The sequence below is a fragment of the Paenibacillus sp. HWE-109 genome (genome assembly GCF_022163125.1).
Taxonomy (GTDB): Bacteria; Bacillota; Bacilli; order Paenibacillales; family NBRC-103111; genus Paenibacillus_E.
Map to the genome: position 1 here is coordinate 6117897 of NZ_CP091881.1, position 24936 is coordinate 6142832.

Annotated in this window: 22 protein-coding genes, 1 pseudogene and 2 other annotated features; of the genes and pseudogenes, 4 read left to right on the forward strand and 19 right to left on the reverse strand. The window is 46.8% G+C overall.

Translation table 11 applies throughout. The features are described 5' to 3' along the window. Positions 1-38: 38 nt before the first annotated feature. Both LOZ80_RS26120 and LOZ80_RS26125 read right to left on the reverse strand, forming a co-directional pair. Positions 39-806: pseudogene (locus LOZ80_RS26120) on the reverse strand (phage antirepressor KilAC domain-containing protein); the annotation flags it as partial. A gap of 33 nt (positions 807-839) precedes the next feature. Beyond that, positions 840-1061 carry a helix-turn-helix transcriptional regulator gene (locus LOZ80_RS26125; protein ID WP_238167412.1) on the reverse strand — a complete coding sequence of 74 codons (222 nt, stop codon included), beginning with the start codon at positions 1059-1061 and terminating at the stop codon, positions 840-842. A gap of 163 nt (positions 1062-1224) precedes the next feature. On the opposite strand from LOZ80_RS26125, the gene LOZ80_RS26130 reads away from it, so the two are divergent. Both LOZ80_RS26130 and LOZ80_RS39580 read left to right on the forward strand, forming a co-directional pair. Beyond that, positions 1225-1545 (forward strand): helix-turn-helix domain-containing protein, encoded by a 321-nt coding sequence (locus tag LOZ80_RS26130; protein WP_238167413.1) that lies wholly within the window; start codon positions 1225-1227, stop codon positions 1543-1545. Between the two features lie 218 nt (positions 1546-1763). Further along, entirely contained in the window at positions 1764-1979 is a 216-nt protein-coding gene (locus tag LOZ80_RS39580) for a helix-turn-helix transcriptional regulator (protein WP_443146978.1), read from the forward strand. A gap of 736 nt (positions 1980-2715) precedes the next feature. On the opposite strand, the gene LOZ80_RS39585 is transcribed toward LOZ80_RS39580, so the two are convergent. Next, complete coding sequence (locus tag LOZ80_RS39585; protein WP_443146979.1) at positions 2716-3228, reverse strand: accessory gene regulator ArgB-like protein; 513 nt, start codon at positions 3226-3228, stop codon at positions 2716-2718. Continuing rightward, the gene (locus tag LOZ80_RS26140) at positions 3179-3892 is read right to left on the reverse strand and encodes a hypothetical protein (RefSeq protein WP_238167415.1); all 714 of its coding nucleotides are present in this window, start codon (positions 3890-3892) and stop codon (positions 3179-3181) included. Before LOZ80_RS26140 ends, LOZ80_RS39585 begins: the two co-directional genes overlap by 50 nt. Before the next feature lie 336 nt (positions 3893-4228). Between LOZ80_RS26140 and LOZ80_RS26145 the strand changes: the two genes are divergently transcribed. Then, a complete protein-coding gene (locus LOZ80_RS26145; RefSeq protein ID WP_238167416.1) occupies positions 4229-5419 on the forward strand; it encodes a site-specific integrase in 1191 nt (396 codons plus the stop codon). An 84-nt stretch (positions 5420-5503) separates the two neighbouring features. Here the strand turns inward: LOZ80_RS26145 and groL are convergent, their stop codons facing one another. From groL to LOZ80_RS26190, 9 genes are all read right to left on the reverse strand, one after another. Next, positions 5504-7132 carry a chaperonin GroEL gene (gene groL / locus LOZ80_RS26150; RefSeq protein ID WP_079416006.1) on the reverse strand — a complete coding sequence of 543 codons (1629 nt, stop codon included), beginning with the start codon at positions 7130-7132 and terminating at the stop codon, positions 5504-5506. Positions 7133-7226: 94 nt separating this feature from the next. Continuing rightward, a complete protein-coding gene (groES, locus tag LOZ80_RS26155; RefSeq protein ID WP_028553854.1) occupies positions 7227-7508 on the reverse strand; it encodes a co-chaperone GroES in 282 nt (93 codons plus the stop codon). A 230-nt stretch (positions 7509-7738) separates the two neighbouring features. Then, positions 7739-8497, reverse strand: coding sequence for a twin-arginine translocase subunit TatC (gene tatC, locus LOZ80_RS26160; RefSeq protein ID WP_238167417.1), 759 nt, complete (start codon positions 8495-8497; stop codon positions 7739-7741). A gap of 69 nt (positions 8498-8566) precedes the next feature. Beyond that, positions 8567-9043: a twin-arginine translocase TatA/TatE family subunit gene (locus LOZ80_RS39225; protein ID WP_283214704.1), complete on the reverse strand. Its 477-nt coding sequence runs from the start codon at positions 9041-9043 to the stop codon at positions 8567-8569. Between the two features lie 284 nt (positions 9044-9327). Continuing rightward, on the reverse strand, positions 9328-10326 hold the full coding sequence (locus tag LOZ80_RS26170) for a molybdopterin-binding protein (protein WP_238173120.1): 999 nt from the start codon (positions 10324-10326) through the stop codon (positions 9328-9330). 17 nt (positions 10327-10343) lie between these two features. Next, positions 10344-10835: a MogA/MoaB family molybdenum cofactor biosynthesis protein gene (locus LOZ80_RS26175; RefSeq protein WP_029197035.1), complete on the reverse strand. Its 492-nt coding sequence runs from the start codon at positions 10833-10835 to the stop codon at positions 10344-10346. A 109-nt stretch (positions 10836-10944) separates the two neighbouring features. Next, positions 10945-11433, reverse strand: a complete 489-nt coding sequence (gene moaC, locus LOZ80_RS26180; RefSeq protein WP_283214705.1) for a cyclic pyranopterin monophosphate synthase MoaC — start codon at positions 11431-11433, stop codon at positions 10945-10947. A 12-nt stretch (positions 11434-11445) separates the two neighbouring features. Beyond that, the gene (locus tag LOZ80_RS26185; RefSeq protein WP_283214706.1) at positions 11446-12078 is read right to left on the reverse strand and encodes a 5-formyltetrahydrofolate cyclo-ligase; all 633 of its coding nucleotides are present in this window, start codon (positions 12076-12078) and stop codon (positions 11446-11448) included. A 65-nt stretch (positions 12079-12143) separates the two neighbouring features. Beyond that, positions 12144-12971 carry an endonuclease/exonuclease/phosphatase family protein gene (locus tag LOZ80_RS26190; RefSeq protein ID WP_238167419.1) on the reverse strand — a complete coding sequence of 276 codons (828 nt, stop codon included), beginning with the start codon at positions 12969-12971 and terminating at the stop codon, positions 12144-12146. Positions 12972-13122: 151 nt separating this feature from the next. On the opposite strand from LOZ80_RS26190, the gene LOZ80_RS26195 reads away from it, so the two are divergent. Beyond that, the gene (locus LOZ80_RS26195; protein WP_238167420.1) at positions 13123-15069 is read left to right on the forward strand and encodes an ABC transporter ATP-binding protein; all 1947 of its coding nucleotides are present in this window, start codon (positions 13123-13125) and stop codon (positions 15067-15069) included. A gap of 207 nt (positions 15070-15276) precedes the next feature. On the opposite strand, the gene LOZ80_RS26200 is transcribed toward LOZ80_RS26195, so the two are convergent. From LOZ80_RS26200 to rimI, 6 genes are all read right to left on the reverse strand, one after another. Continuing rightward, complete coding sequence (locus tag LOZ80_RS26200) at positions 15277-16758, reverse strand: IS1182 family transposase (RefSeq protein ID WP_238167421.1); 1482 nt, start codon at positions 16756-16758, stop codon at positions 15277-15279. Between the two features lie 754 nt (positions 16759-17512). Beyond that, positions 17513-19831, reverse strand: a complete 2319-nt coding sequence (locus LOZ80_RS26205) for a hypothetical protein (RefSeq protein WP_238167422.1) — start codon at positions 19829-19831, stop codon at positions 17513-17515. Between the two features lie 364 nt (positions 19832-20195). Further along, complete coding sequence (locus tag LOZ80_RS26210; RefSeq protein WP_238167423.1) at positions 20196-21761, reverse strand: 2-isopropylmalate synthase; 1566 nt, start codon at positions 21759-21761, stop codon at positions 20196-20198. 47 nt (positions 21762-21808) lie between these two features. Next, positions 21809-22621 carry a class I SAM-dependent methyltransferase gene (locus tag LOZ80_RS26215; protein WP_238167424.1) on the reverse strand — a complete coding sequence of 271 codons (813 nt, stop codon included), beginning with the start codon at positions 22619-22621 and terminating at the stop codon, positions 21809-21811. Between the two features lie 48 nt (positions 22622-22669). Next, positions 22670-22935: a binding site (T-box leader), on the reverse strand. Between the two features lie 50 nt (positions 22936-22985). Then, positions 22986-23236 (reverse strand) — a binding site (T-box leader). A gap of 83 nt (positions 23237-23319) precedes the next feature. Beyond that, on the reverse strand, positions 23320-24363 hold the full coding sequence (gene tsaD / locus LOZ80_RS26220; protein ID WP_238173121.1) for a tRNA (adenosine(37)-N6)-threonylcarbamoyltransferase complex transferase subunit TsaD: 1044 nt from the start codon (positions 24361-24363) through the stop codon (positions 23320-23322). 69 nt (positions 24364-24432) lie between these two features. Further along, on the reverse strand, positions 24433-24936 hold the full coding sequence (gene rimI, locus LOZ80_RS26225) for a ribosomal protein S18-alanine N-acetyltransferase (RefSeq protein ID WP_238167425.1): 504 nt from the start codon (positions 24934-24936) through the stop codon (positions 24433-24435).

The window sequence follows — 24936 nt, forward strand, 5'->3', positions numbered from 1 at the left end:
CTGTTAGTAGTGGTGGTAGTTCCATTGGATCAGCTCCTTTATTGGGCTAATGTGTGTTCTCGATCAATTGATGGGATTATTCCTTGCTTAGCTAGTAATTCATGAATGAACAAACGACCTTTTTGGGACCACTTTGTATTCATCTTTACTGAACGTTCGCCGTTATTGTGAAGCACATCAATGGTTTGCGACTTCGTGAATCCTTTGTCTTGGTGTTTTTGGTATAAGAGCCATTGACCATTAAGTTTGTATTGCACTTTCTCTTCGTGGAGTATTTGATTTAACTGCTGTCCGCTTAACCCATAATCCTTGGCTATTTGCGTAACACTCACAGTATCTTTCGATTGAAGAATGCGATCCAAATAAGTAACTTTTGGTTCATACTCCTTAACTTGTTGCTGGAGCATCAGTTTTTCCGTTTCGAGTTGTTCATTTTTATCACTTAGGTCAGCTGCTAGCCTGAGAGCTTCGCTATATGATTGGGGTAATGGGAATTGTGGTTTGTTTAATTCATCGCGCATGCGTTTGAATTCTCCCAAAAAGCGAATCTTCATTTTCATTGCTTCAGGAGTTACGTAGGCCATTGCGACAATAGCAAACGCTTCTTCTGTTAGATTGAATTTCGGGTACCATTGTTTGTTCTGTGGATGTTGGTACTGGGTGTGCTGAAAGTTCAGCAAGCCCCATTGTTTCTCACCAGCTTCATTTAGTTTATTTAACTGGTTCTCAATATCGGCTAATACATTTTTATGATCTTTATTGAATGTTTCAGCTACCATTAAACTATCTGTAACTGGTCGATTGTTTTAGATGAATACAAGTTTCATTTGAACATCTCCTTATGCTGTTTTATTATGACTCGTTTTGCGTCCTTTTTCTTCAAAAAAAAGCGTCCATTCAAAACCTAAAGCATTAGAAATATTTTTTGCTACTTTAGGCGATGCATTACGGAAACCAGTCTCAATTCCAGAGTAGTAGCTACGTGATATTCCAGATAATGTAGCCACTTCTTGTTGAGTAAATCCTTTAATTTCACGAATTTTAATTAACCACTCTCTCATCCATATCACCACCTGACTCGTTTTGCGTCATCAATATATTTTCATTATATGACTCAATATGAGTCATGTCAACTATATTTTTAAATTTTGTGACGAGTTTTGAGTATCTTTATTTAAGATTCATTTTGCGTCGCTATAATAACAATATAAGGATGGTGATCTAGTGCTTTACAAGATGCTCATTAGACTAAGAGAAAAGACTGGCTTAACACAAAAAGACCTAGCTACAAAGCTAGGTATAGCAAGAACTACATATTCAGGTTATGAGAACGGAGCAAGAGAACCAGACTTAGAGACACTCAAGAGAATTGCAGATTATTTTGATGTTACACTAGATTACTTATTAAATGGAGAGGAATCTAAGAAAGTGATTTTAACTGACACTATAAAAATTAGATTGAATGAGGAATTCGATAAATTAACAAAAGAGGAACAAGAAAACTTACTGACTTTTATCGAAAGGATGCCTAAGAAGATCAAGTAATTTACTGTAAGATGGATTATTTTCATATTCAGAAATTAGAGACTCGATATTAGTCACATCCAGTTCTTCTATTTTGTCAGCGAAATTATCATGTTCTTTTTTCATTAGACACCCCTATCTTTGTTTTGTGTAACAAAACATATTGTTTAGAATAACTTAACACGAACACTAGTTCTATTTCAAGGCAGCCGTTTCCAGTAAAAATTAAGGGTGAATACATGGCACTCCGTATAGGGAGATGCCTTCTGCCGCGTATCTTAAAAAAACAAAAATTATCACAAGCAGAATTTTCAATAAAAGTGAATATGTCAGAATCGACAATATCTCATTATGTAAATAACAGAAGAATAATGTCTCTTGAGACCGCAAAAATAATTGCGAACGCCCTTGGTGTTACAATTGATGAGCTTTACGAATGGCAGAAGGTTGAGTGATTATTCGCTCTCCCTCGGATCAGTCTTTACTCTTGCGTAAACTTGTCTTACAAATAATACAACCTAATCCGAAATATAGGTTGCGCGAATGTTCTGTAAATGGAATATACCACAACCATAGATTAAATAAAATTACCGAAATCTGGGTGAAATCGGTAGTTTACATGACTTGTTATATGTGATATAATTCCACGAATTTTGTTGTAAAATAAAAAAACCGCAAATGCCTTATGACATCACGGTTTTACGGTATTTTAGGTATGTGTCGCACTTTAGATAAGTTTCCTCGGCTTACTGTAGTGTGTAGATTATTGTCGAAATATGCAAGCTTTAAACTCTCAGAAACATATAAAATTTTCTTAATATTTACTATATTTCCTGAATCTAGTTTTTCGAATCCGAATTGTGAAAACATAACAATAAATGCATCAATCGGACCACTGATCCTAAGATAGAAAAAATCAGAAATTGTATGAACGACGATTTTGCTTTTAATTAATAACATAAAACAGACATCTTCAATCTTAATATTTATTTCATGTTTATACAAACCCACAGCATTTACACAAGGCAATAGTAATGATTGATTCATATATCAGTATACTTCTTACTTCAAAATTTCTTTAGGAGCTTGAACTTCACCAATCGCTCCTTTGAATGTAACTACAAATACAAACGCCACTGCTGCAAGTGACAAAGATGAAACGCGAGCAATATATTTCTTCATTTTTTAGATTCACCTCCTTGTAAAAGTTAAAAGTAACGATTGCATAATAAACGAGATGGCAACTACTGGAGAATTAAGAAGAAAATTAGATAACACTATCAATATGGATATAATTTTAAATGCTGGCTTAGCCTTTTCTGTCCATCTTGTATTTTTCAAATTACTTGGAGCCAGAAACAAAACGATGACCAATGACACAAAATTCATTAGATATATATTAACTCCTGTTTTAGCTATGTATGGAATAGATGACAAAAGAATGACTGTAACAACAGCGCATAAATCTAGTGACTTAAAGTGGAATCCACCAGAGAAAAACCTTAACACTATAAACGCATATATAGCTGTTACAGTTTCGGTAAAATCCCCAAAAAAATATCCAATTATTAAACATGGAAAAACAGCGAAAAATAGATTTATAACCACCTTAAGCGCAAATAACAAAACATCATAACTTACTGGACCATCTGGATCATTGTTTTTTATCCATTGCGCCCACTTCAACGACAGTTGTTCTATCATATCCGAAATCCTTTCTATATGAGAGATAGAACAATATTAGTAATGCTCCAATTACAGAAGGTAAAACAATATATACCCCTGCATGGTAATTTAAAACCCAATACATAGTACTGCATACTATTAGCGCTGCAATACTATTCGTAAACAGTCCCAGGGTTTTAGTCCCACTTATATTATACCTTAAAAATCCATCATGTGGCGGCTTAGATATATGGGAAAAACCAAAATTGCACTTCCAAAGTAAGTATCCCACGAAATAACATATTATCTGGCTTGTAATCTGTATGACGTATGTCCCGGATCCTGTCAATTCATGAGCATCATTAAAACTAACAATATTAGCAAACTCAAGTATTGGAAAGATTGTGAATTGAATTCCCACAAAAGCTAAGTAACCAATTGAAGAAAGATCAATCGCATACGATAAATTAACTTTAAATAGATACATCAGTAAGACGATATACAATAAAAACTGTATCGCCATATCCCAATCAGGGATATTAAATATCATCCTATTAGCATACGAAACGAATGTCAGTATAATAGTGGACAATAGTATTTCATACTTGTACTCATTAATCGGAAATCTAAATATTTTGAACATCAAAACAAAATTACATAATGAGTCTAAAGCACCTAGTAATAAGTACAGGAATATCTCCATTTGCGCGCCTCCGGTATTTCATATGACTATAGTATTAATATACTTAAAATATAGAAAATCTTCTACTTGAATTATGTAAACTACTATATAAGAAATATTTAAGGAGGAACACATGGAAAGTGACTTCTCATGGTGCTCAAAGTGTCTGCGCGCCTCTTTAAAGTCATCATGGAGTGTAAAAGGATATAAGTATGGTTCTTGCCCGCGCTGCGGTGTAACAGAACATAGGAATGGCATAGATTGGTCAAAGTTAGTTGTTGTTAACGACTACCCAGTTGTGCCGGATCACGATAAGATGTATGCACTACATCCTACATTATTTTAGGGAGATTAATTATGGCTACATTCAGAAAACGAGGAACAAAGTGGAGTTATCGAATTGATTTAGGTGTAGATCCACGTACAGGAAAAAGGGACCAGCCGACAATAAGCAGGAATGGTGATTATCCAAATGGGTTCTTTACGAAGAAGGAAGCCCAGAACGCTGCGACACAACATCAGCATGAAATAGATAAGGGTACATATGTACAAGAGAAAGAAATATTATTTTCGGAATTTGTCCCAATGTGGATGAAGTCATACGGTCATAATGTGAAGAAAGGCACTGTTCGTGTAAGGACGCATGAATCCAATCATCTTAAAGATTTCTTTGAACATACCAAAATGAAAAACATTACAAAGAAAATGTATCAAGATGCATTGAATCACTTCAAAGACATTGGCTTGTCGGATAGTACGGTATCTGGCATACATTCAACTGGACGAATGATCTTTTCTAAAGCCGTAGAGCTGGATGTGATTAAAATTGATCCAACTGCATATGCGAAGATTCCGAAAGCCCAAAAGACCGTCGAGGAACTGGAGACGGAAGAAGAAATTCCAAAGTATTTGGAGAAGGAAGAATTAAATTCGTTCCTAAAAACGGCTCGTGATCAAGGGATGAGAGGAGATTACGCAATATTTCTCACATTATCTTACAGTGGAGTAAGGGCTGGGGAATTATGTGCTCTGAAGTGGTCTGATATTGATTTCGAGGAACAAACAATGAGTATTACTAAGACATACTATAACCCAACTAACAACACGAAAGAATATTTCCTTGAAACTCCGAAGACGAAGAAGTCTAAACGTAAGATTGAATTAGAAGAAATCGTACTCGATGAATTAAAAAAACATAAAGCTGCTCAAAACGAGGTGCGAATGGCGTACCGCGGAACTTACCACGACAAAGGATTTATTTTTGTTAATGATCATCTCTATCCAGGATACCCGTTTTATATAAAAAAAATAGAAAACAGAATGTCACGGTTACTCAAACTGGCCAATCTCAATGAAACTCTAACGCCTCATTCGCTCCGTCATACACATACATCGTTATTGGCTGAAGCAGGCGTTGGGTTAACAGAGATTATGGACAGGCTTGGACATAAAGATGACGATACGACGAAAAACGTGTACTTACATGTCACCAAGACAAAGAAAAAAGAGGCCTCTCAAAAGTTCGGAGAACTCATGAAAAACCTCTAGTTTTAAATCAATGAGGTCAAAATGAGGTCAATCGACCTCATTCACCATCACAAACCCTTATATATCAAGGGGTTCAGGAACGACTTACATCATGCCGCCCATTCCACCCATGCCGCCCATATCAGGCATGCCTGGTTTGTCTTTTTCTGGTTTATCAGCGATAACCGCTTCAGTTGTCAAGAACATAGCCGCAACGGAAGCTGCGTTTTGCAGTGCGGAACGTGTTACTTTGGCAGGGTCAACGATACCTGCTTCGAACATGTTCACCCATTGGCCAGTTGCCGCGTTGTAGCCGATGCCTACTTTTTCGTTCTTCAGGCGCTCAACGATAACGGAACCCTCTTGACCAGCGTTAGCTGCGATTGTGCGAACTGGCTCTTCGAGGGAGCGCAGGATGATGTTAACGCCTGTTTGCTCGTCGCCAACAGCTACTACTTTAGCTACTGCGTTGTATACGTTAACCAGTGCAGTACCACCACCGGATACGATACCTTCTTCAACAGCTGCACGAGTTGCGTTCAGAGCATCTTCAATGCGAAGTTTGCGCTCTTTCAACTCAGTTTCAGTTGCTGCGCCAACTTTGATAACAGCTACGCCGCCAGAAAGTTTAGCCAAACGTTCTTGCAATTTTTCTTTATCGAAATCGGAAGTTGTTTCTTCCAATTGTGAGCGAATTTGCGTTACGCGCGCAGCGATGTCTTTCTTGTCGCCAGCACCATCAACGATGATTGTGTTTTCTTTGGTTACACGTACTTGACGTGCGCTACCCAATTGCTCAGGACGCGTGGATTTCAGATCCAAACCAAGCTCTTCCGTGATCACTTGACCACCAGTTAGAGCAGCGATATCGCCCAGCATAGCTTTACGACGGTCACCGAAACCTGGAGCTTTAACAGCTACGCAAGTGAATGTGCCACGAAGTCTGTTCACAACAAGCGTTGCTTGTGCTTCGCCCTCAACATCTTCAGCAATGATCAGAAGTTGTTTACCGGATTGAACGACTTTTTCAAGAACAGGCAAGATTTCTTGGATGTTCGAGATTTTTTTGTCAGTGATCAGGATGTATGGATTGTCAAGGACAGCTTCCATTTTATCCGTATCTGTGATCATGTATGGGGACGTGTAGCCACGGTCGAATTGCATACCTTCTACAACTTCAAGCTCCGTCAAGAAGCCTTTGGATTCTTCAACAGTGATAACACCGTCTTTACCTACTTTTTCCATAGCTTCAGCGATCAACTCGCCAACTTCTTCGTCAGCAGCAGAGATAGCTGCTACTTGTGCGATGGATTGTTTGCCTTCGATTGGCTTCGCGATAGCTTGAAGCTCTTCTACAGCCGCTTTAACAGCTTTCTCGATACCTTTGCGGATAACCATTGGATTAGCGCCTGCAGTAACGTTTTTCAGACCTTCGCGGATCATAGCTTGTGCTAGAACCGTTGCAGTTGTTGTACCGTCACCGGCAACATCGTTTGTTTTGGTAGCAACTTCTTTAACAAGTTGTGCTCCCATGTTTTCGAAAGCATCTTCAAGCTCGATTTCTTTCGCGATCGTCACACCGTCATTCGTGATCAACGGGCTGCCGAATTTTTTCTCAAGAACAACGTTACGGCCTTTAGGACCCAAAGTTACTTTAACAGCGTTAGCAAGAGCGTCTACCCCACGAAGCATCGCGCGGCGTGCGTCTTCACTGAACTTAATTTCTTTTGCCATGAATAGGAAACCTCCTCTGATTTAGAACCTTACATAAGTAAGTAGATTAAGCGGAATAAACTAAGTACGTGTTGCCGATCTATATCCTGCTAAATTAGGCTAATACAGCGAGAATGTCGCTTTCGCGCAAGATCAACAGTTCGCGGCCTTCGTATTTCACTTCAGTTCCAGCGTATTTGGAGAAAATGATGCGGTCGCCTTCGCTTACTTCAAGCGGAACACGAACGCCATCTTTTAACGCGCCTGCGCCTACGGCTACAACTTTACCTTCTTGCGGTTTTTCTTTCGCTGTATCTGGCAGCACGATACCACTTGCTGTAGTCTCCTCTTTCGCAACGGCTTCAATGATAACTCGATCACCTAACGGTCTGATCATGGAAAAATAGCCTCCTTTAGAAAATTGGTAATGGGTGTATTCGGTTATTAGCACTCGAATGTGTTTAGTGCTAACAACAATTCTTATGATACTCATTCTGGACGTAATTTGCAAGTCCTTTTACACATTTTTCAAACTTGGGGACACCCCCCTCATTCTATCCAAATGAAAAACAAATATTCGCGCTAACAGAGAAAAAACAGCCTGCACATGGGTGGCAGACTGTTTTCTTATTTGGGGCCGAATTCCTTCGCCCATTCTGCATCTTTGATCAACTGCTTGCGATAGATGAATCCCGACATAAAGACGCTGAACTCATATAAAACAATCAGCGGCAAAGACACAAGGATAGCTGAAATCGCATCTGGCGGTGTAATAACCGTCGCCAAAATAACGAGCAGCATGTAGGCATATCTTCTGAATTTGTGCAGACGTTTCGGGTTCAGAAGACGGATTTTCGTCAGGAACATGACGACGATTGGCATTTCGAAAACAACAGCGAGCGGCAGAATAATATTAAACATGAAGGTAAAATATTGCGCTGCACCATACATCTCTGTGATATCAAGACTCCGGCTAATGGATGAAGTAAAATAAAAGGCCATGGGAAAAACAACCCAATACCCGAAGGATAACCCTACGAGAAATAGCAAGAAGGCATATGGAATATACACGATCGAGGCTTTCTGTTCAACCTCGCGCAGCCCCGGCTTCACAAAAGCCCATATGTGATACAGAATAACCGGCAAGGTAATGAGAAGGCCCACCGCCAAGCCAAAATTCATATACAAACGCAAAGCGTCCCAAGGTGAAAAAACGTTCCAACTGATGGTGTCTGCAGGAGGAATATTCTTGATATACTTGATGATCGGTTTAGCAGAGATCAAGCCGCCAATCATCCCGATGACCAAAACGACCAAGATCCACATGATGCGTTTGCGTAGTTCGCCCAGATGCTCGACGAGTGACATTTCTTCGTTCGTTGTCATTTTTCACCAACCTGAGCGAGTAGAATGAGCCTGAAGGGCTGTAGCACTTGACAGGCTAAAAGGAATCGGCTAATCGGGCAAACGCCGTGTTTGGCTCGGTCTCGCGGGCGCTGCCGCAGGTGCGGCTGTCGGAGCGGCTTGAGTTCCTTCATCAGAGGCCGCACGCTGCTTCTCCAGCTGAACCGGAGCTTGGGCCGCAGCTATATCCAGTGGCTCTTCCATGGCGGCAGGTGCCACCTCCGATTCTCTCTGATCTTGTGCAGGAGTGGAGGAGATAAATTCCACAGCCGGCTTCGAAGATACCGCTGGTTCAGCCGACTTCGTTTCCACAGATGAGCTAGGAGCTGCTGCTTGCGCAGATGGTGCCGGATTGGAGGCAGAAGGCGCTGGGGTCTCATCATTCAGCAGAGCATGAGCACCGTTCTTGAAATCCCTCACCGTTTTCCCGAGCATACGCCCAATTTCGGGCAGCTTCTGCGGGCCAAATAAAACGAGGGCAACGATAGCGATTAATAAGAGCTCAGTAAAACCGATGTTTTGGAACATGAGAATCATCTCCATCATTTGTAGCGACATCAATAAACCTATTTAAACAAAACGACCTTGTCTGCGCACCTAGCGTGAACCAGAGGGAACTATGATCCGCTATTTGTTGAAAAACGACCTATCTGCCCGATGAAGCGGAACTACAGTCCCTTATTCGTCGAAAATAAAGCTGTATCATAGCCTCTATCGCCAAATAACGTACCCTAGTTCCCTTTACCAAGGGAATTAGATGCAATAGGGTCAAATAGCGTACTGTAGTTCGCTTTCAGACACATAAGCCACCATTAACATTGATAAAATCCGCCGTACCCCATCTCCGTAATATCGCTGCGCACGATCACATCGCCTGCGCAGATGCGCGGCAGCAGAACATCGAATGACGTGTAAGGGTCGTGCATAACGCAACCCGGCAAGCCCATAATCGGCACATCGCCGAGATAGGCGATCATCAGCATGGAGCCCGGCAGCATCGGCGTGCCGTAGCTGACCACGCGCGCGCCAGCCTGCTTGATCGCGCCGGGCGTGCGGTCGTCCGGGTCCACGGACATGCCGCCCGTGACCAAGACAAGATCCACGCCCAGCGCAAGCAGCGCGTGGATCTCACCAACAATCGCTTCGCTGTCGTCGGGTACGAAGCGTTGGTCTACGACCTCGGAGCCGAGCCGCGCGACTTTCTCCTTCACAATCGGGCCGAAGCGATCTTGAATTCGGCCCTTGAAGACCTCGCTGCCCGTCGTAATGACGCCGACGCGGAGCTTGCGAAACGGCTTCACCTCTAACAAGGTGAAGCCCTCTTCGCGGCGAGCGGCTGCTAAGCGCTCGACCTCGGCAACCTTCGCTTCGTCCACAATCAGCGGGATCACCCGCGTACCGACCAGCGAAGCGCCTGCTTCGACCACCGTGTTGGTGCGAATCGTCGACATCACGACTTCATCGAGGGCATTCACTTCGTCAACGAATGCCTTGTCGATCTTCACCAAACCGTGAATCTCGGACTTCACGTTCACTTTCCCCTCATGCGGCTCCGTCAGCCTGAGACAGCCCTCACCAGCGATGGCCTTCGCCATACGCTGCGCAGCTTCGTCTTCATGGATGTAACCTGGCTGCAGTTCCATCGCATAGATGTGCTCCTTGCCAATGCTGAGCAAGGCGGGGATGTCCGCTTCCGTCACCTGATGCCCTTTGCGGAACAGCCGTCCCTTGAATTCACCTGGCAAAATCTGCGTAAGATCATGCGGCAGAATCATGCCAATCGCATCTTCTACCTTGACCTCGCGCAGCATGGATTCATGGTTAGAACTCACCCGTGGTCACCTTCTTTACCTGTGAGAATCCCCAGCGCATGCGGGAGCTGATCGATAATCGCCATCAGGTTCTCCTGCACACCCTTAGGGCTGCCAGGCAAATTAATAATCAGCGTGCGTCCGCGAATACCGGAAACTGCCCTGGAAAGCATCGCTTTCCGTGTTTTTTGCATCGAAATCATCCGCATCGCTTCGGCAAAACCAGGCGCAACCCGATCGATGACATTGAGCGTTGCTTCCGGTGTCACATCACGAGGGGCTAAGCCTGTCCCGCCTGTTGTCAAAATCAAATCGGCCTGATAATAATCCGTCATTTCAATTAATGAAGCCATAATTTCATCCATCTCATCCGGAACGACCCGGTATTCGATGATTTCGCCTTGAATTTCTTCTTCAATCAGCTCGCGGATTACCTGAGCGCTAGTGTCTTCTCGTTCTCCTCGGTAACCGCGGTCACTGGCTGTCAAAATCGCAACTTTCCAGTGCATCCTTCGTCACCTCTCCCTTGTTCACTGAATGAGATAACCCCACTAACTGCGTGATCGTCGACTTTCTTAGCTATGATAACTATCTTAGGCTGCCCTAGTCACGTCACTGTCATCTTTCTTGTCTGTGAAAATCCCCGTTTTTCCCGCCTGTTTTGAGAACTAGCAGCGTGGAGTTGATGATCATATCTTTCTCTACAGCCTTGCACATGTCATAAACGGTTAAAGCTGCCGCGGAGACGGCTGTTAAAGCTTCCATCTCAACACCTGTGGGTCCAGTTGTCCGTACAGTTGCTTCTATGTATAGTTCATCGTTGCCATTATCCGTAAACTGAATATCAATGCCTGTCAATGCAATCGGATGGCACATCGGAATCCAGTCTGACGTTTTTTTGGCAGCCATAATACCGGCTACCTGCGCTACGGCGAGGACATCGCCTTTTTTCATTTTACCCTGCTTAATCAAGTCCAGTGTCTCGTGCTTCATAAGTAATGTAGAACGAGCTGTCGCTGTTCGCTTCGTCTCGGTTTTATCCGAAATATCGACCATGCGGGCTCGTCCCTGTTCATTAAAATGAGTCAACTCAGAGGGATCAGGCAAGTCACTCACCTCTTATTTGGATTCGGATTTAAGTACCATTTTGCTCTCGGTGACGATGCCGTCTACCCGGAAATCATGCCAGGAGGAAGGAACCCCGGGAATCAGTTGCTTATCAAAAGCGGCCGCAACCGCAAAAGGTCTCTTCAAACCACGCGCTGCAAATAATTGCATAAAGCGATCGTAAAAGCCACCGCCATAGCCCAGTCTCCCGAAATCCATATCGAATGCAAGGCCTGGCACCAAGATCATGGAAATCGTGGACAAGTCGTGTTCGATCTGCACCTCGTTATGAGGTTCTCTAATTCCCCATGCTCCACTTTCCAAATCGGTGTAGGCGTTGATGATATGCAAATTCATGGTCTTCGACTCTGCTACAACTTTCGGCACGAGCACTCGAATTCCCTGCTGCCAGCACCATTCCATCAGTGGAGCTACGTCCAATTCCGACCGAAATGGCATATAGGTCATAATCGTCGGCGGAACCGGTGATTCGCGCCAGCCGGGCCTTAGAAGCCGCTCCGTACATAGCTTGGTCATTCGCTCGTGAATGCGCTGCTGCTTCTCATCTCGCTCACCTGAAACGATAGAAGCGCGTTTTTCTTCCATTTCTTTGCGTAACTCTATTTTCCGCTCTCGGATGTTCATACCTGCTTCAGCCCTTCCCTAACGAGGAGTGGTTTCCCCCATTTTAACATAAACAAGGAAAAAAACTATACTCGTACCCAAGACCCCAGCGGAATGCGCGTGATTACTGGAAAATGATCCGAATAATTCGTAGGAATCGTCCATGCTGAACCGATATGAGGCCAATTCGTGAACAAATCATCGATGCTTTTACCATCTGCCAATGTCGCTTTCATCGTTGGACGTAATGGAATGTTTGTGAGTTTCATGATGTCCATTTTTGTCAAAAATGACTCTAATTCCATATTAAAATCGCCAGCAACAATCAACGGCTCCTTGCTCCCAGCCAAAATCTCTGAGATACGCGCCAACTGCGCTGTACGATCCGCTTGCGAGAGGCCTAAGTGTGTAGCGGCTACCTGCACGGATTCCGAACCTACTTGAATAGTAGCTGTCAGCAGACTTCTCGTTTCCAGCTTCCCTGGGAGCAGCTCATAGCTGTAATCCTTGATCGGAAAACGACTAAGAATCACATTGCCAAATTGCCCTACCCTATAGGTTAGACTTGGTGCAAAAACCATCTGCATCCCCAGCAGGTCAGAGAGCTCCTTAGCCTGATCCACAAACCCGCTGCGCAAACGGTAACGATCAACTTCCTGCAAGGCGATAATATCTGCCTGTCCCCCTGCAATAAGCGCTGCAATTCGCTTCATATTCACAGTACCATCTAAACCTTCGCCATGGTGAATATTAAACGTCATTATGGTCAAGCCTGCTGGTGTAGTTGTTTGAACAGCTGCAGGTAGTACTTTTGGAGTCAGGCCGACCTGTTCAGAGGAAATAGCTGCTATTTGCATCCACAGGATAAGCAAAATCAAACTGCTTACATATCTAATATGCCGCAAAAGTCCCATTCCCTCACCCCTACTCCGCCTGAATGTATGCAAAATTAAGCATACGATGCCCGCTTGCATGGTGTATACTAGTGAATTGATGGGATTTACTTGTCCCGTACCAAGCAGTTGTTCAGAGATTGTTTCATTAATAAGCAGGAGGTAGCTGCAAATGTTGTTGCAAGTTTCGAATATTTCCAAAAGTTATGGAGTACGTCCGGTACTCTCCAATATAACGCTTCAAATTGAAGATCGGGAACGGATCGGTTTAGTGGGCGTGAACGGCGCTGGCAAATCGACACTGCTCCAAGTGATTGCCGGGGAAATGTCCTATGATAGCGGTGATTTATTCAAAGCAAAAGAAACGAAGATCGGTTATTTAAAACAAAATAGCGGCCTGCAAACGGACAAATCCATCTGGAATGAACTTCTCAGCGTATTCAGTTCTTTATTGGAGACAGAGCGGGAGCTTCGCGAGTTGGAAGCCTTGATGTCAGATCCTGAGCTTATTTCGGATGAAAAAAAATACGAATCCACGATGAATCGTTACGCCCTGCGTTCCGAGTGGTTTCGCGAGCAAGGCGGCTATGAAATTGAGGCGAAAATCCGCGGCATTTTACACGGCATGGGCTTCGGTCAATTTCCTCCGGATACACGTGTTCAAACCCTCAGCGGCGGTCAAAAAACACGGCTAGCACTGGCCAAAATGCTGTTGGAAGAACCCGACCTGCTCATGCTCGATGAGCCTACCAACCATTTGGACATCCCGACACTTACGTGGTTGGAAGGTTATTTGCGCGGCTACCCAGGCGCGATACTGGTCGTCTCTCATGACCGCTTTTTCCTCGATGCGCTGGTGACTTCGATTTATGAAATTGAGCGAAATTCATCCAAACGATACACAGGCAACTACTCAAGATTCATTGAAATCAAAGAAGCCAATTACGAAATTGAAATGAAACAATTCGAGAAGCAGCAGGAGGAGATTTCGAAGCTGGAGGATTTCGTGCAGCGCAATATCGTGCGCGCTTCTACGACCAAGAGAGCGCAGAGCCGCCGCAAGCAGCTCGAGAAAATGGATCGACTAGATAAGCCGATGGGGGATTTGAAACGGGCTTCCTTTTCGTTCGAAATCGCCCAAACGTCAGGGAAAGAAGTGCTCCAGGTTGATCGCATCGCGCTTTCCTACGATGGCAGAAATCGTTTATTGGACGGTGTCTCTTTCCAACTTCGCCGCTCTGAAACCGCTGCTCTCATCGGACCCAACGGCGTAGGCAAATCAACCCTGCTCAAAACTTTAATCGGACAGCACAAGCAAGACGCAGGTACTTTCAAATGGGGGACAGGCGTCACTATCGGATACTATGATCAAGAGCAAACCGGCCTAACCCCCTCCAACAGTGTACTGGAAGAGGTGTGGAACACGTACCCTCATCTGGAGGAAGCGCGGATTCGCACCGTGCTCGGCAACTTTTTGTTCAGCGGTGAAGAAGTATTCAAGAAAGTCGCCTCCTTGAGCGGCGGCGAGAAAGCGCGTGTGGCTTTGGCGAAATTGATGCTGCAAAAAGCGAATGTTTTGATCCTGGATGAGCCTACCAACCATCTGGACTTATATAGCAAAGAAGTGCTGGAGTCGGCTTTGATGGACTATGAAGGCACCCTGCTGTTCATCTCTCATGACCGCTATTTCCTGAACAAAATGGCAGAGAGCATGCTCGACCTGCAAAAGGATGGACTCACCAGCTATTTGGGCAACTACGACGATTACGTGGAGAAAAAAGCGGAACTGGCCGAAATGGAGACCAAGCGTCTGGCCAAAGAGGCAGAGAAAAAAGCCGCCAGCGGCTCCAGCGCCGGGAAGGCAGAGAGCACAAGCGGCGGCGGATACGAAGCGGACAAACAGGCTAAGAAAGAAGAACGCAGCCGCCAACGCAAAATTGAGCAGCTCGAGCAGGACATCGCCCGTTTGGAAGACGAGATCTCTGCCTTGGAGGCTGAGCTTGCGGATCCCGAGGTTTACAACAACTATGTCCTCGTCCAGGAGAAGACGGCTGCCGTTGAAGAGCGTAAAAGCTTACTCGCGGCGATTTATGAGGAGTGGGAAGGGCTGCTTGCCTGACGTTGGAGCGGGAGCGCCTTATTGACCTCTCTGCTAGGCCGGATCAGCTCGCTTTTCCACCGAAACTAGAAACAGAGATAAGAGCCTCTAGGAGTCTGTCCGACGAAAGCAAATAAAGAGCACTCATCGTGAAACTGAACGATGAGTGCTCTTTATACGTAGTTGTTCCCTGTACAATCCGGCCTTTCCATAGCTTACTCCCTCTCATCAAGCCGCTCTTTGTTTACGGGCAGCTCTCTCCCGTTTGTACAAAGTAGCTGGTTTGGGATATTTCGCAGCATGCAGTTTTCGGATGTTGTGACTTAGAGCTAGCAGCATGAACTCCCCAGATACTTTATCCTCGCCACGCAAATGGAATTGGCGAAATCCTTGAACCTCCTTCAACTGTCCCCATATCGGTTCAACGATCGCCTTGCGCATTCGATAAATGGCTTTCCCCTCATCACTTTGCACTTTCGTTCGCATCTCCTCTCGCAGGGGATCATGTTCACTACGAGTGATGGAACGCTTCCCTGTTTTACTTTTTACACACTCGTTTCGAAAAGGACATTCGCTACATGCGCTGCATTCATAGACCCATGTCGTTGGTTTTTCCGCATCATTTGCATGCACGGTTCGTTTTAGTGTAAGCTCTTTGCCAGCAGGGCAGAGATAATAATCTAGCTCAGGTACATAAGTGAAGTTGGTCTTGTCGTAGGCATTATTCTTTTTTTTGTTTTCGCGATCGGCAGCAATGTAGGCATCCACTTCAGCCTCCAGCGCCGCTGCAATGTTGGACGCACTAAAATACCCTGCATCAGCACTCAGCTTCTGAGGCCTATCTCCTGTCATTGTTTTCATGGAATGAAGCACGTTTTCAAACTGCTGTTGATCGGTTGTTTGGTTACTCATTTGAAGTCCAACGATGAAGCCATGATCGCTGTCTACGGCAATTTGTGGATTGTAGCCTTGAATGACACCTTGGTTCCGTGTGCTCATGATGCGAGAGTCGGCATCGGTAAAATTAAATTGATCGCTCTGAGGAGATTCGGCCTGTTCCGCTGGCCGCTGTTCTTCCAAATTCTCCAGCGCAGATTTTATTTGCGCGATGCGGGCATAGCGTTCCTCCAACGATAGGGAAGGACTCGTCGGATGGGGTTCCTCCAACATTTCCTCGGTAGCAGAATACTCCAATGCTTGCCTGACTTCGTCTTCCAATTGAACGAGGCGTTTTTGCATACGCTCACGTGACATCGATTTATGTTTAGAGGCGCTTGCCTTTATTTTAGAACCGTCAATGCTCACATGCCCGAGCGAGATATAGCCCAGTTCCATAGCGATTTGTATGACTTGTTTGAATAAACCTGGAAGGGTATTCAGGTGGTTCTTCCGAAAGTCGCTCAGCGTACGAAAGTCTGGCAGGTATCCGCCACATAACCAGCGAAAAGGAATGCTTTCTTTCGTAGCTATTTGAAGTTTCCTAGACGTGAAGACGCCTGTCGCATATCCATAGAACCATAGTTTGAGCAGCATGGCAGGATGATAAGCTTCTTCTCCTCGCTTGGAATATTTGTCGGTAATGGCAGATAGGTCTAATTGCTCGACGATATCGCTGACAAGTCTAGCTTCATGGTCATCTGTTACCCACTCACTTAAATAGATAGGTAGAAGTTCACCTTGCTCTGTGGTATATGCTTTGAATTTAGCCATGCCTGCGACACATCCTTTTGAAGTCTGATTACTACTTATTCGGAATTGTTTGACTAACTCCTGTTTCGTCGGACAGACTCCTAGAGGCTCTTAATCCGCGTAAACACCCACTTTCTGCGCAGATAGCAGCCTCCAAAGGCTTCTGTTCCTTCAACTAGCTTGCATTTCCGCACAACAACCAGGGATAAGAGTCTCTATGAGGCTCTTGATCCGCGCAAACACCCACTTCGTAAACACCCACTTTCTGCGCAGATAGCAGCCTCCAAAGGCTTCTATTCCTTCAACTAGCTTGCTTTTCCGCACAACAACCAGGGATAAGAGCCTCTATGAGGCTCTTGATCTGCGCAGATAGCAACCCCAAAAGACACCGGATTCGCTATTTCTTGCCGCTGTAACGTTGTTTTACAGCGTTAAGTTGAAGCGGACGCTACGGATTCAGCATTTAGCGCTGTAAATCATCCTTATCGGCGGCCCATCGGGCCGGATTCGCTAATTCTTGCCGCTGTAACGTTGTTTTACAGCGTTAAGATGAAGCGGGCGCTACGGATTCAGCCTTTAGCGCTGTAAATCATCCTTATCGGCTGCCGGTCGGGCCGGATTCGCTAATTCTTGCCGCTGTAACGTTGTTTTACAGCGTTAAATTGAAGCGGGCGCTACGGATTCAGCCTTTAGCGCTGTAAATCATTCTTATCGGCGGCAGTCATCGGGCCGGATTGGCGGATCCGCGAACTCAGCAGGAGCGAACGCTCTGGTTTCACTCTTCAGCGGTCGACAAAGTCGTTTCCAGCTCCTGCAAGCGCAGAAGCAGCATCGGCACGGCGACGAATATAATCATCGTCGCCGCAGCCACAATGCCGGAGTCATTCAGCAGCAGCGCTGCGATGGCTCCGATCATATTAGCCGAGAACCCGTACATCCAGTACGGGTTCTCGGCCTTCCACACGCGGAGGCGGCCTCGAGGACGGAGCACAAGGACCGCCATCACGAATAGACTCGTGATGAGGACCTTGCTCCATGCGGATGCGCGCAGCAGGTGCGCGTTCATCCGCAGCTTGCGCTCGATCAGATAGCCGATCTGATCGAACTGCCCGGCGCGCAGCGCGTGAAACGCGCGCCCGACGTGGCTCTCCCGCGCAGCCGCCGCGGGAGAATCAGCGCTGTTGAGCAGCCACAGCGCCCCAAACCCCAGCGCGAGCAGCGCCGTCAGCAGGGCTGCGCCCCTGCCCAGGCGCAGCTCGCGCCAGCGGCCGCCGGCGAAGCACTGCACGCCGGCTACGCCGAAGGCGACCGCGGCGCTCAGTGCGCCGCCCGCGTTCGCGCCAAGTGACGGTGCCGCCAGGCACACCGTCACGAGCAAGAACGCCGCGATCGGCCCGAAGCCGCGCAGCACGGGACGACCGCGGCGCTGCAAAGCCGCCGTCACGCCTAGCACAAGGGCGCCAATCATCACGCCCATGTACTCATTGCCGATGCCATAATAGCGCGCGCCAATCATTGGATCGTAACCCAGCACAGCATATTTCATCGCAGGCGAGCCTATACAGGCATCCAGCATAATGATCCCTGCGGTTCCGTAGGCAAGCCAGATCATACTTGTGGACAAAGTCCTTTGTTCAAGCGCTGCAGAAAGCAGCAAGCTCCCGCCAATAAAGAGAACAATCAACAGCAGGATCGAACTCTCTATGCCTAGAACTTTGGTCAAAGGGACCGTTATAAGCCCTAATATCAGCATCACAGCTGGCGCTACAAGCAAAGCGTACAAGAGTGTACGCACCGTTCTACGCCAAGGAAATCTCCCGCTTCTCACCCACATGACATACAGCAAACTAACAAGCAGAACAATCATTTCACAAGTAACAAACGGATACAAGAGAAGTGGTCGGCTGCGATAAATCATCTGAATGCTGCTAAGCTCCTGTTGCAGATCTCCAAGGGCATTGACCTTGAGCGAAGTGGATAAAGGCAAACCGCTAAGCCCCGCCGGGAGAGGAATATGGCATTCATCCATGAGGGTACTTGTAAAATCCTGCATCGTCACCACACCCGGTCTTCGCGTAGATTCAGACACTAGTAATCCGCCTTGGCTCATTCGGGTATAATGCACAAGCGGAGCTAGATACATTTTGCCCTTGGCAGCTTCGCTATGAACCTCAGGTGAGAACAGCCACAAACTTTCCTTATCCTTCATGATAGACATCCATTGTCCAAACCATTGATCCATTTCGAGTAGAATTTGTGTTTTCAATTCTTGAAAGCGTGCCTCCGGGTAATGCTCCTTGTCTGCGTACAATCTGTACAAATCAGCAAATTCTATCAGATACACGCTGGACGGCTCCCTTTTGCCCAACAAAGCAAGCATTTCTGCATAATCGGTCGTTACACCGAACGGTCTATCCACAGCAGCGGTCAAAACACCGCGACCAAGTACTCCTTTATCCACAAGACCATTGGAATCCATCAGCATAAGAGGGCTATAACGCCTCACTTTATCCCCATCCTCGCTTGAGATATGGCTCTCTTCACCGCTTGCGATTACAGTCCGCTGAATGCCATATGCTTTCAATAAATCGCCAAGCATCCCGGGACCGTAGGCTTTTTTGGCATTCACCTTGAGCAGCCGTGCAATATCAGGCACAATCAATGAATCCGGATTCAACTGCAGACTGTTATCTCCCACGTTCTTGCCTATATAACGCTCCCTTAATGTCGGAATAAGTGTTCCGTGCCACATTTCGTCGGCTTCAAACGCCTGCAAATCCGCTAATCCAACTGTAGGCTCGCCCGCCCCCATTGACATGTACACATCACGCATCGTGCGATTAGCAGTACGTATATTCATAGCCCCGATCGCACCTTGTTCGATCATTCGCCTAAGATGAGGCAGCACATCCAGCTGTTCAGACTTCAATTCTATAAAGGATAGACCTGGGATTGAAATGAGCGTCACCTGTTTATCTTGCATCGTTTTGTGGATGGATCGCTCATTTTGAGCTTCGAACCCATACGCACTTGTGGACAACTCCAACAAAATTAGGAAGATACCCACAAAATAGCCTGTCATTTTTAGTTTCAAGGAGAATCCTCCACATTTTTTGCTTTTAGCATTTTCCTCCAATCCAAAAAGTATCCACTGACGGATTGTTCCGATAATTTAAATTAGGCTATTTCTACCTCCAAATTCTTATCCACATCGTTATCCACATAAAAAAGAGGGGCTAAACCCGCCCCCCACTGCACTTTTCGTATGTTTTCCACAAACTTATCCACATTATCCCCAGAAAGTTGTGAAAAAGTTATTCTTTTCATTTCTACTTTGAAACCGTTGGTAATTGTGCTTTTCCACTAGTTATACACATTGTACACAGGGCATGTGTATAACTTTGCAAACAGGGCGTGTATATATCTAAGTTTTCTTACAATTTAATGCACAGCATGATTTAAGAAGCTGTCGTTGCCTCGCTTGTTCCTGCCGGCTGGTTATGCATCCGAATAGCTTGGTTGCAGGCCGAGATGAACGCCTTGGCTACGGCGACAAGGACATCCTGGTCGATCCCTGTATTTTTGTAGGTTTGGCCGCCCACGGAAATAGTAACTTCGGCTTCTCCGGTTGCTTTTTCACCTGTGGATAACGAATGCAGCTCCAGATCCGAGAAATCGACTTCCATCGGAATCGCTTGTCTTAGACTCTGAACGATGGCTTCAATCGGGCCTTCTCCTGTTCCTGAGAATACCTTCTCCACACCGGTTTGATTGTCTCTCACCGCAACGGAAGCGACTCGATCCTGGTCACTGTTGGATATAAGCTGCACATGGACCAGAGTGAAAGGCTCCATTTGACCATCAACCGTGGAACCGACAAGCTCCAGAAGCTGATCGTCCGTCACCATTTTTTGTTCATCCGCTTTCGCTTTGAAACGGGTGTACAGGCTATCCAGTTCTTCCCCGGTAAGCTCGATCCCGAACTGCCCCACCCGATGCTTCAAAGCATGGCGTCCTGAATGTTTGCCCAGAATGATCATGGACCGTGGAATACCCAGCTTCTCTGGATCCATAATTTCATAGGTATTGCGGTTTTTCAGCAGTCCGTCTTGGTGGATGCCCGCTTCATGCTGGAACGCGTTGCGGCCGACGATCGGCTTGTTGTAAGCAATCGGGAAGCCCATGATGCGGCTGATCATTTTGGATGTGTTGAAAATCTCACTGGACACGATCCCTGTTTCCACACCCATCGTATGCTTGCGTGTTTCGATCGCCATGACCAGTTCTTCAAGCGAGCAATTTCCTGCGCGTTCTCCAACGCCATTGACTGTGACTTCGACATGTGTGACACCTGCTGCAATCGCAGCCAGACTGTTCGCCACTGCAAGACCAAGGTCATTGTGGCAATGAGCGCTGTATTCAACCGTCTCGCCGCCCCTTACACTTTGGCGCACTCTGCGGAACATCGCGCCATATTCTTCCGGCAGTGCATAACCGACTGTATCCGGGATATTAAGGATTGTAGCCCCTTCAGCAATCACGGCTTCCAGCACTTCAAAAAGGAATTCGTCCCCTGTCCGTGTTGCATCCATCGGTGAGAATTCGATGCGATCTACGAATTGCTTGGCATATCCGACCATCGAGCGCGCCATCTCAACCACTTGCTGACGGGATTTGCGCAGTTGGAAATCGAGATGAATATCCGATGACGAGAGGAACATGTGAATGCGGCGCGAAGCCGCATCTTGTGTCGCTTTGACCGCAGCATCGATATCCGCTTTCATCGCTCTGGCGAAACCGCAAATCTCAACGGTCTGCAGTTCGCGGGAAATCTGCTGTACAGCTTGGAAATCCCCAGGACTTGAGATTGGGAACCCCGGTTCGATCGTATCGACGCCCATCTTGGCAAGCTGTCTGGCGATTCTAATCTTCTCTTCCGGATAAAGCGATGCGCCCGGCGCCTGCTCGCCATCTCTCAGTGTCGTGTCAAAAATGCGAATACGTCGATTGTTTGTTGTTTCCATGGTTAAATTCCTCCTAAGGTTTGGGCCAGCCGCAACTGGCTATTGATTTATTTTCGTCTGCCGATATACAGGAGATGTGAGGAAGTCCCTAGCATATGAGGGCTCTCCGCTGCTTCAAAAATCAGTTTCTGAAATGCTTGGAATTCCGCTTCGCCGCGATCGCGCCAATAATCGAATTGATCCGACTTCAAAGCTCCGACTATGCTGGAAGAGCCAATCAGTTTGAGACTTTCGAAGCCATGCGACTCCATAAAGGGGTTAATCTCATCGATGTTAAAGTAATAAGCACCTGTAAATCTGCCTTCATCCGAGTGATTGAAAATCCCTGTTTCCGCAAAAGTCTGAATGTCCGTCATATTATCATTGGGCTGCCAATGCCCAGGGTGCATCAAGGATGTCATGATATGTCGTATCCTGGTCATACAGGCAACGAACACGATCCCGCCAGGCTTCGTTACTCTGTGCAATTCTTGCACAGCCTTATCTCGATCCTCTTGGGTTTGCAAATGATATAACGGGCCCAGCATCATCGAAGCATCAAATGCCTCTGAATGGAACAAGCTCAAATCCCTGGCATCCGCAATATGAAAACCTTTGAAAAATCCCGTAAGCTTTTGTTCCTCCACCTTGTCACGCGCTAGTTCGACCAGTCTTGGGGTCAAGTCTGTCAAGGTAACTTCATAACCGCATTTCGCTAATTCAATGGCGTATTTGCCAGGCCCGGCCCCGTTATCCAAAATGTGTCCTTGCTTCGGCAGATAACGCTGGATATGATGCCAATTGATCATCATTTCCACAGGCTCACGATCAAGGCGACCCCATTCATCGAAGCGGTTGTAGTAGTCAATCACTTTATCCATGCCTCTTCCTCCCCTTCCGCAGACGACAAAAAGACCCGTCATCTCCACATAAGAGACGACGGGTCTTCACCCAGCGCGGTACCACTCTTGTTGACTCCTGTCAGGGAGCCCACCTCAGATCCAGTCAGCGCATACTGCCAACTAGATCACCTGATCACGGAGGTCATCCGTTCATCCCTACCAGCTTCTTGCCACTGCTGCTCAGGATGACCGCTTCCAAGCGAGTTCAGGGATTTCACGGTCTGCGTCGCATCAACCCGCAGCTTTCTGTACCGTTCAAGGGAGCCCTTACTACTCTTGTTCATTGCGTTTATTCTATGTTTTGTAACTTTCAGAACAACCAAAAAAGCCTGCCATCTCTTATATAAGAGACGACAGGCTTGAACCTTCCGCGGTACCACTCTAATTGATCCGAGCTGTTACGCTCGAAACCACTCATGTACCTGATCACGGGGGTCAACCGTCAAGACCTACTTGGGTGCTGGATCCTTGGCATCCTTATCAGCCTTACCGCTCCCGGGCGAGTTCAGGTTCTGTTTCGTCTGTGCTTTCACCAAGCGCACAGCTCTCTGAGCGAAACTGTTCATCCTTACTATTCCCGTTCGTTGCGTTTGAAAGTATTGATTGTGATTATAGTATGCGATTTTGGCAAAGTCAATACCATGATCTGAAAATTTATTTTTTTCCGCTTTGGGAGCCTACCACTCTTCGAGCTTGAGCTGCGGCTCAGCTTTGAGCTCCAGCGAGTCGAATTCCTGCTTGTCCCACTTGAGGAAAGCAGCTGCGCCTATCATCGCAGCGTTGTCCGTGCAAAGGCCCAGCGGCGGCACCAGCAGCGGGACATCCAGCTCTGCGCAGCGCTCGGCGAGCCTGCTGCGCAGCCCTTTGTTCGCGGCGACGCCGCCCGCGAGCAGCAGTTGTTTGGCGCCGTATTCCCGTACGGCACGACTAGCCTTCTCCACAAGCACGTCGATGACGGAGGCTTGGAAGCCCTTGGCAATCTGCGCGACTTGTACAGCTTCGCCGCGCATCTTGCTTTGGTTGACGACGTTCAGTACAGCGGATTTCAACCCGCTGAAGCTGAAGTCGTAGGAGTCTGCCTCGAGCCAGGAGCGAGGCATCTTGATCTCTGATTCGGCTTCCTGCGCAAGCCGATCTACATGCGGTCCGCCCGGGTAAGGCAGGCCCATGGCCCGGGCGATCTTGTCGTAGGCCTCGCCAGCCGCATCATCGCGCGTGCGCCCGATGATGCGGAACTGGCCCGGCCCTTCCATGTGAATCAGCTCGGTGTGTCCGCCGGACACCACGAGCGAGATCAACGGATACTCGAGCTCATGTACCAGTTGATTCGCATAAATATGACCCGCGATATGGTGGACACCAATCAGCGGGAGATCCAGCGCGCAGGCCAAAGCTTTGCCTGCGACGACACCCACCAGCAGGGCCCCGATCAGCCCGGGCCCCTCTGTTACGGCAATCGCAGACAACTCTTGCAGCGATATGCCCGCTTCTTGAACGGCTTCCTCCAGCATCCATGTGATCGATTCCACATGCTTGCGGGAAGCCACCTCCGGTACAACGCCTCCATAGCGTTGATGCGTTTCGATCTGGCTGGAAATTACATTGGAGCGGATGATTTTACCATTTTCGACTATCGCCACAGACGTCTCGTCACAGCTTGTCTCGATAGCCAAAATATAAACCGGCTTCGTCTCCTGAACGGTGGCATTTCTTTGTTCTATTGTCTGTTGCTCATTAACTATTGTCTGTTGCTCGTTATCTTTCGTCACGCGCTTCACCTGCTGAAAGCCTCAATCTCCGAGACTTTCCCTTCCTCGTTTGGGCAAATCCACCCACATAATAACGGCGTCCTCGCGATTATCCGTGTAGTACCCTCTACGCACGCCAACGGAGCGGAAACCGACTTTTTCATACAAATTTTGCGCGACATAATTCGAGGCGCGCACTTCCAATGTCATGCGAATAGCACCTAAGAAAGCGGCGGTTTTCATCAATTCGCGAATGAGCCGCTCCCCCAGTTTGCGCCCCCTATACGTACTGCGAACAGCAATATTCGTCACATGCGCTTCTTCCATAATGAGCCACATGCCGCCATATCCGGCCACTTCGCCTTCGATATCCATAATCATATAATGCGCGAATTGATTATTCGTCAACTCGTTCTCAAAAGCGCCTTTGGTCCAAGGCGTCGTGAACGCTTCTTCTTCAATTTCACATATATAAGGGATGTCCGCCGCATTCATAGAACGGAACACCATCGCATTTTCTGTCGTTTGGGGCTGACGCTGCTCCAT

What these genes read in the sequence shown, in the direction of transcription:
- LOZ80_RS26125 (WP_238167412.1), bottom strand. Translation starts at nt 1,061, where the DNA reads ATGAGAGAGTGGTTAATTAAAATTCGTGAAATTAAAGGATTTACTCAA.
- LOZ80_RS39580 (WP_443146978.1), top strand. Translation starts at nt 1,764, where the DNA reads ATGGCACTCCGTATAGGGAGATGCCTTCTGCCGCGTATCTTAAAAAAA.
- LOZ80_RS39585 (WP_443146979.1), bottom strand. Translation starts at nt 3,228, where the DNA reads ATGATAGAACAACTGTCGTTGAAGTGGGCGCAATGGATAAAAAACAAT.
- LOZ80_RS26140 (WP_238167415.1), bottom strand. Translation starts at nt 3,892, where the DNA reads ATGGAGATATTCCTGTACTTATTACTAGGTGCTTTAGACTCATTATGT.
- LOZ80_RS26145 (WP_238167416.1), top strand. Translation starts at nt 4,229, where the DNA reads ATGGCTACATTCAGAAAACGAGGAACAAAGTGGAGTTATCGAATTGAT.
- groL (WP_079416006.1), bottom strand. Translation starts at nt 7,132, where the DNA reads ATGGCAAAAGAAATTAAGTTCAGTGAAGACGCACGCCGCGCGATGCTT.
- groES (WP_028553854.1), bottom strand. Translation starts at nt 7,508, where the DNA reads ATGATCAGACCGTTAGGTGATCGAGTTATCATTGAAGCCGTTGCGAAA.
- tatC (WP_238167417.1), bottom strand. Translation starts at nt 8,497, where the DNA reads ATGACAACGAACGAAGAAATGTCACTCGTCGAGCATCTGGGCGAACTA.
- LOZ80_RS39225 (WP_283214704.1), bottom strand. Translation starts at nt 9,043, where the DNA reads ATGTTCCAAAACATCGGTTTTACTGAGCTCTTATTAATCGCTATCGTT.
- LOZ80_RS26170 (WP_238173120.1), bottom strand. Translation starts at nt 10,326, where the DNA reads ATGCTGCGCGAGGTCAAGGTAGAAGATGCGATTGGCATGATTCTGCCG.
- LOZ80_RS26175 (WP_029197035.1), bottom strand. Translation starts at nt 10,835, where the DNA reads ATGCACTGGAAAGTTGCGATTTTGACAGCCAGTGACCGCGGTTACCGA.
- LOZ80_RS26185 (WP_283214706.1), bottom strand. Translation starts at nt 12,078, where the DNA reads ATGAACATCCGAGAGCGGAAAATAGAGTTACGCAAAGAAATGGAAGAA.
- LOZ80_RS26190 (WP_238167419.1), bottom strand. Translation starts at nt 12,971, where the DNA reads ATGGGACTTTTGCGGCATATTAGATATGTAAGCAGTTTGATTTTGCTT.
- LOZ80_RS26195 (WP_238167420.1), top strand. Translation starts at nt 13,123, where the DNA reads ATGTTGTTGCAAGTTTCGAATATTTCCAAAAGTTATGGAGTACGTCCG.
- LOZ80_RS26200 (WP_238167421.1), bottom strand. Translation starts at nt 16,758, where the DNA reads ATGGCTAAATTCAAAGCATATACCACAGAGCAAGGTGAACTTCTACCT.
- LOZ80_RS26210 (WP_238167423.1), bottom strand. Translation starts at nt 21,761, where the DNA reads ATGGAAACAACAAACAATCGACGTATTCGCATTTTTGACACGACACTG.
- LOZ80_RS26215 (WP_238167424.1), bottom strand. Translation starts at nt 22,621, where the DNA reads ATGGATAAAGTGATTGACTACTACAACCGCTTCGATGAATGGGGTCGC.
- rimI (WP_238167425.1), bottom strand. Translation starts at nt 24,936, where the DNA reads ATGGAGCAGCGTCAGCCCCAAACGACAGAAAATGCGATGGTGTTCCGT.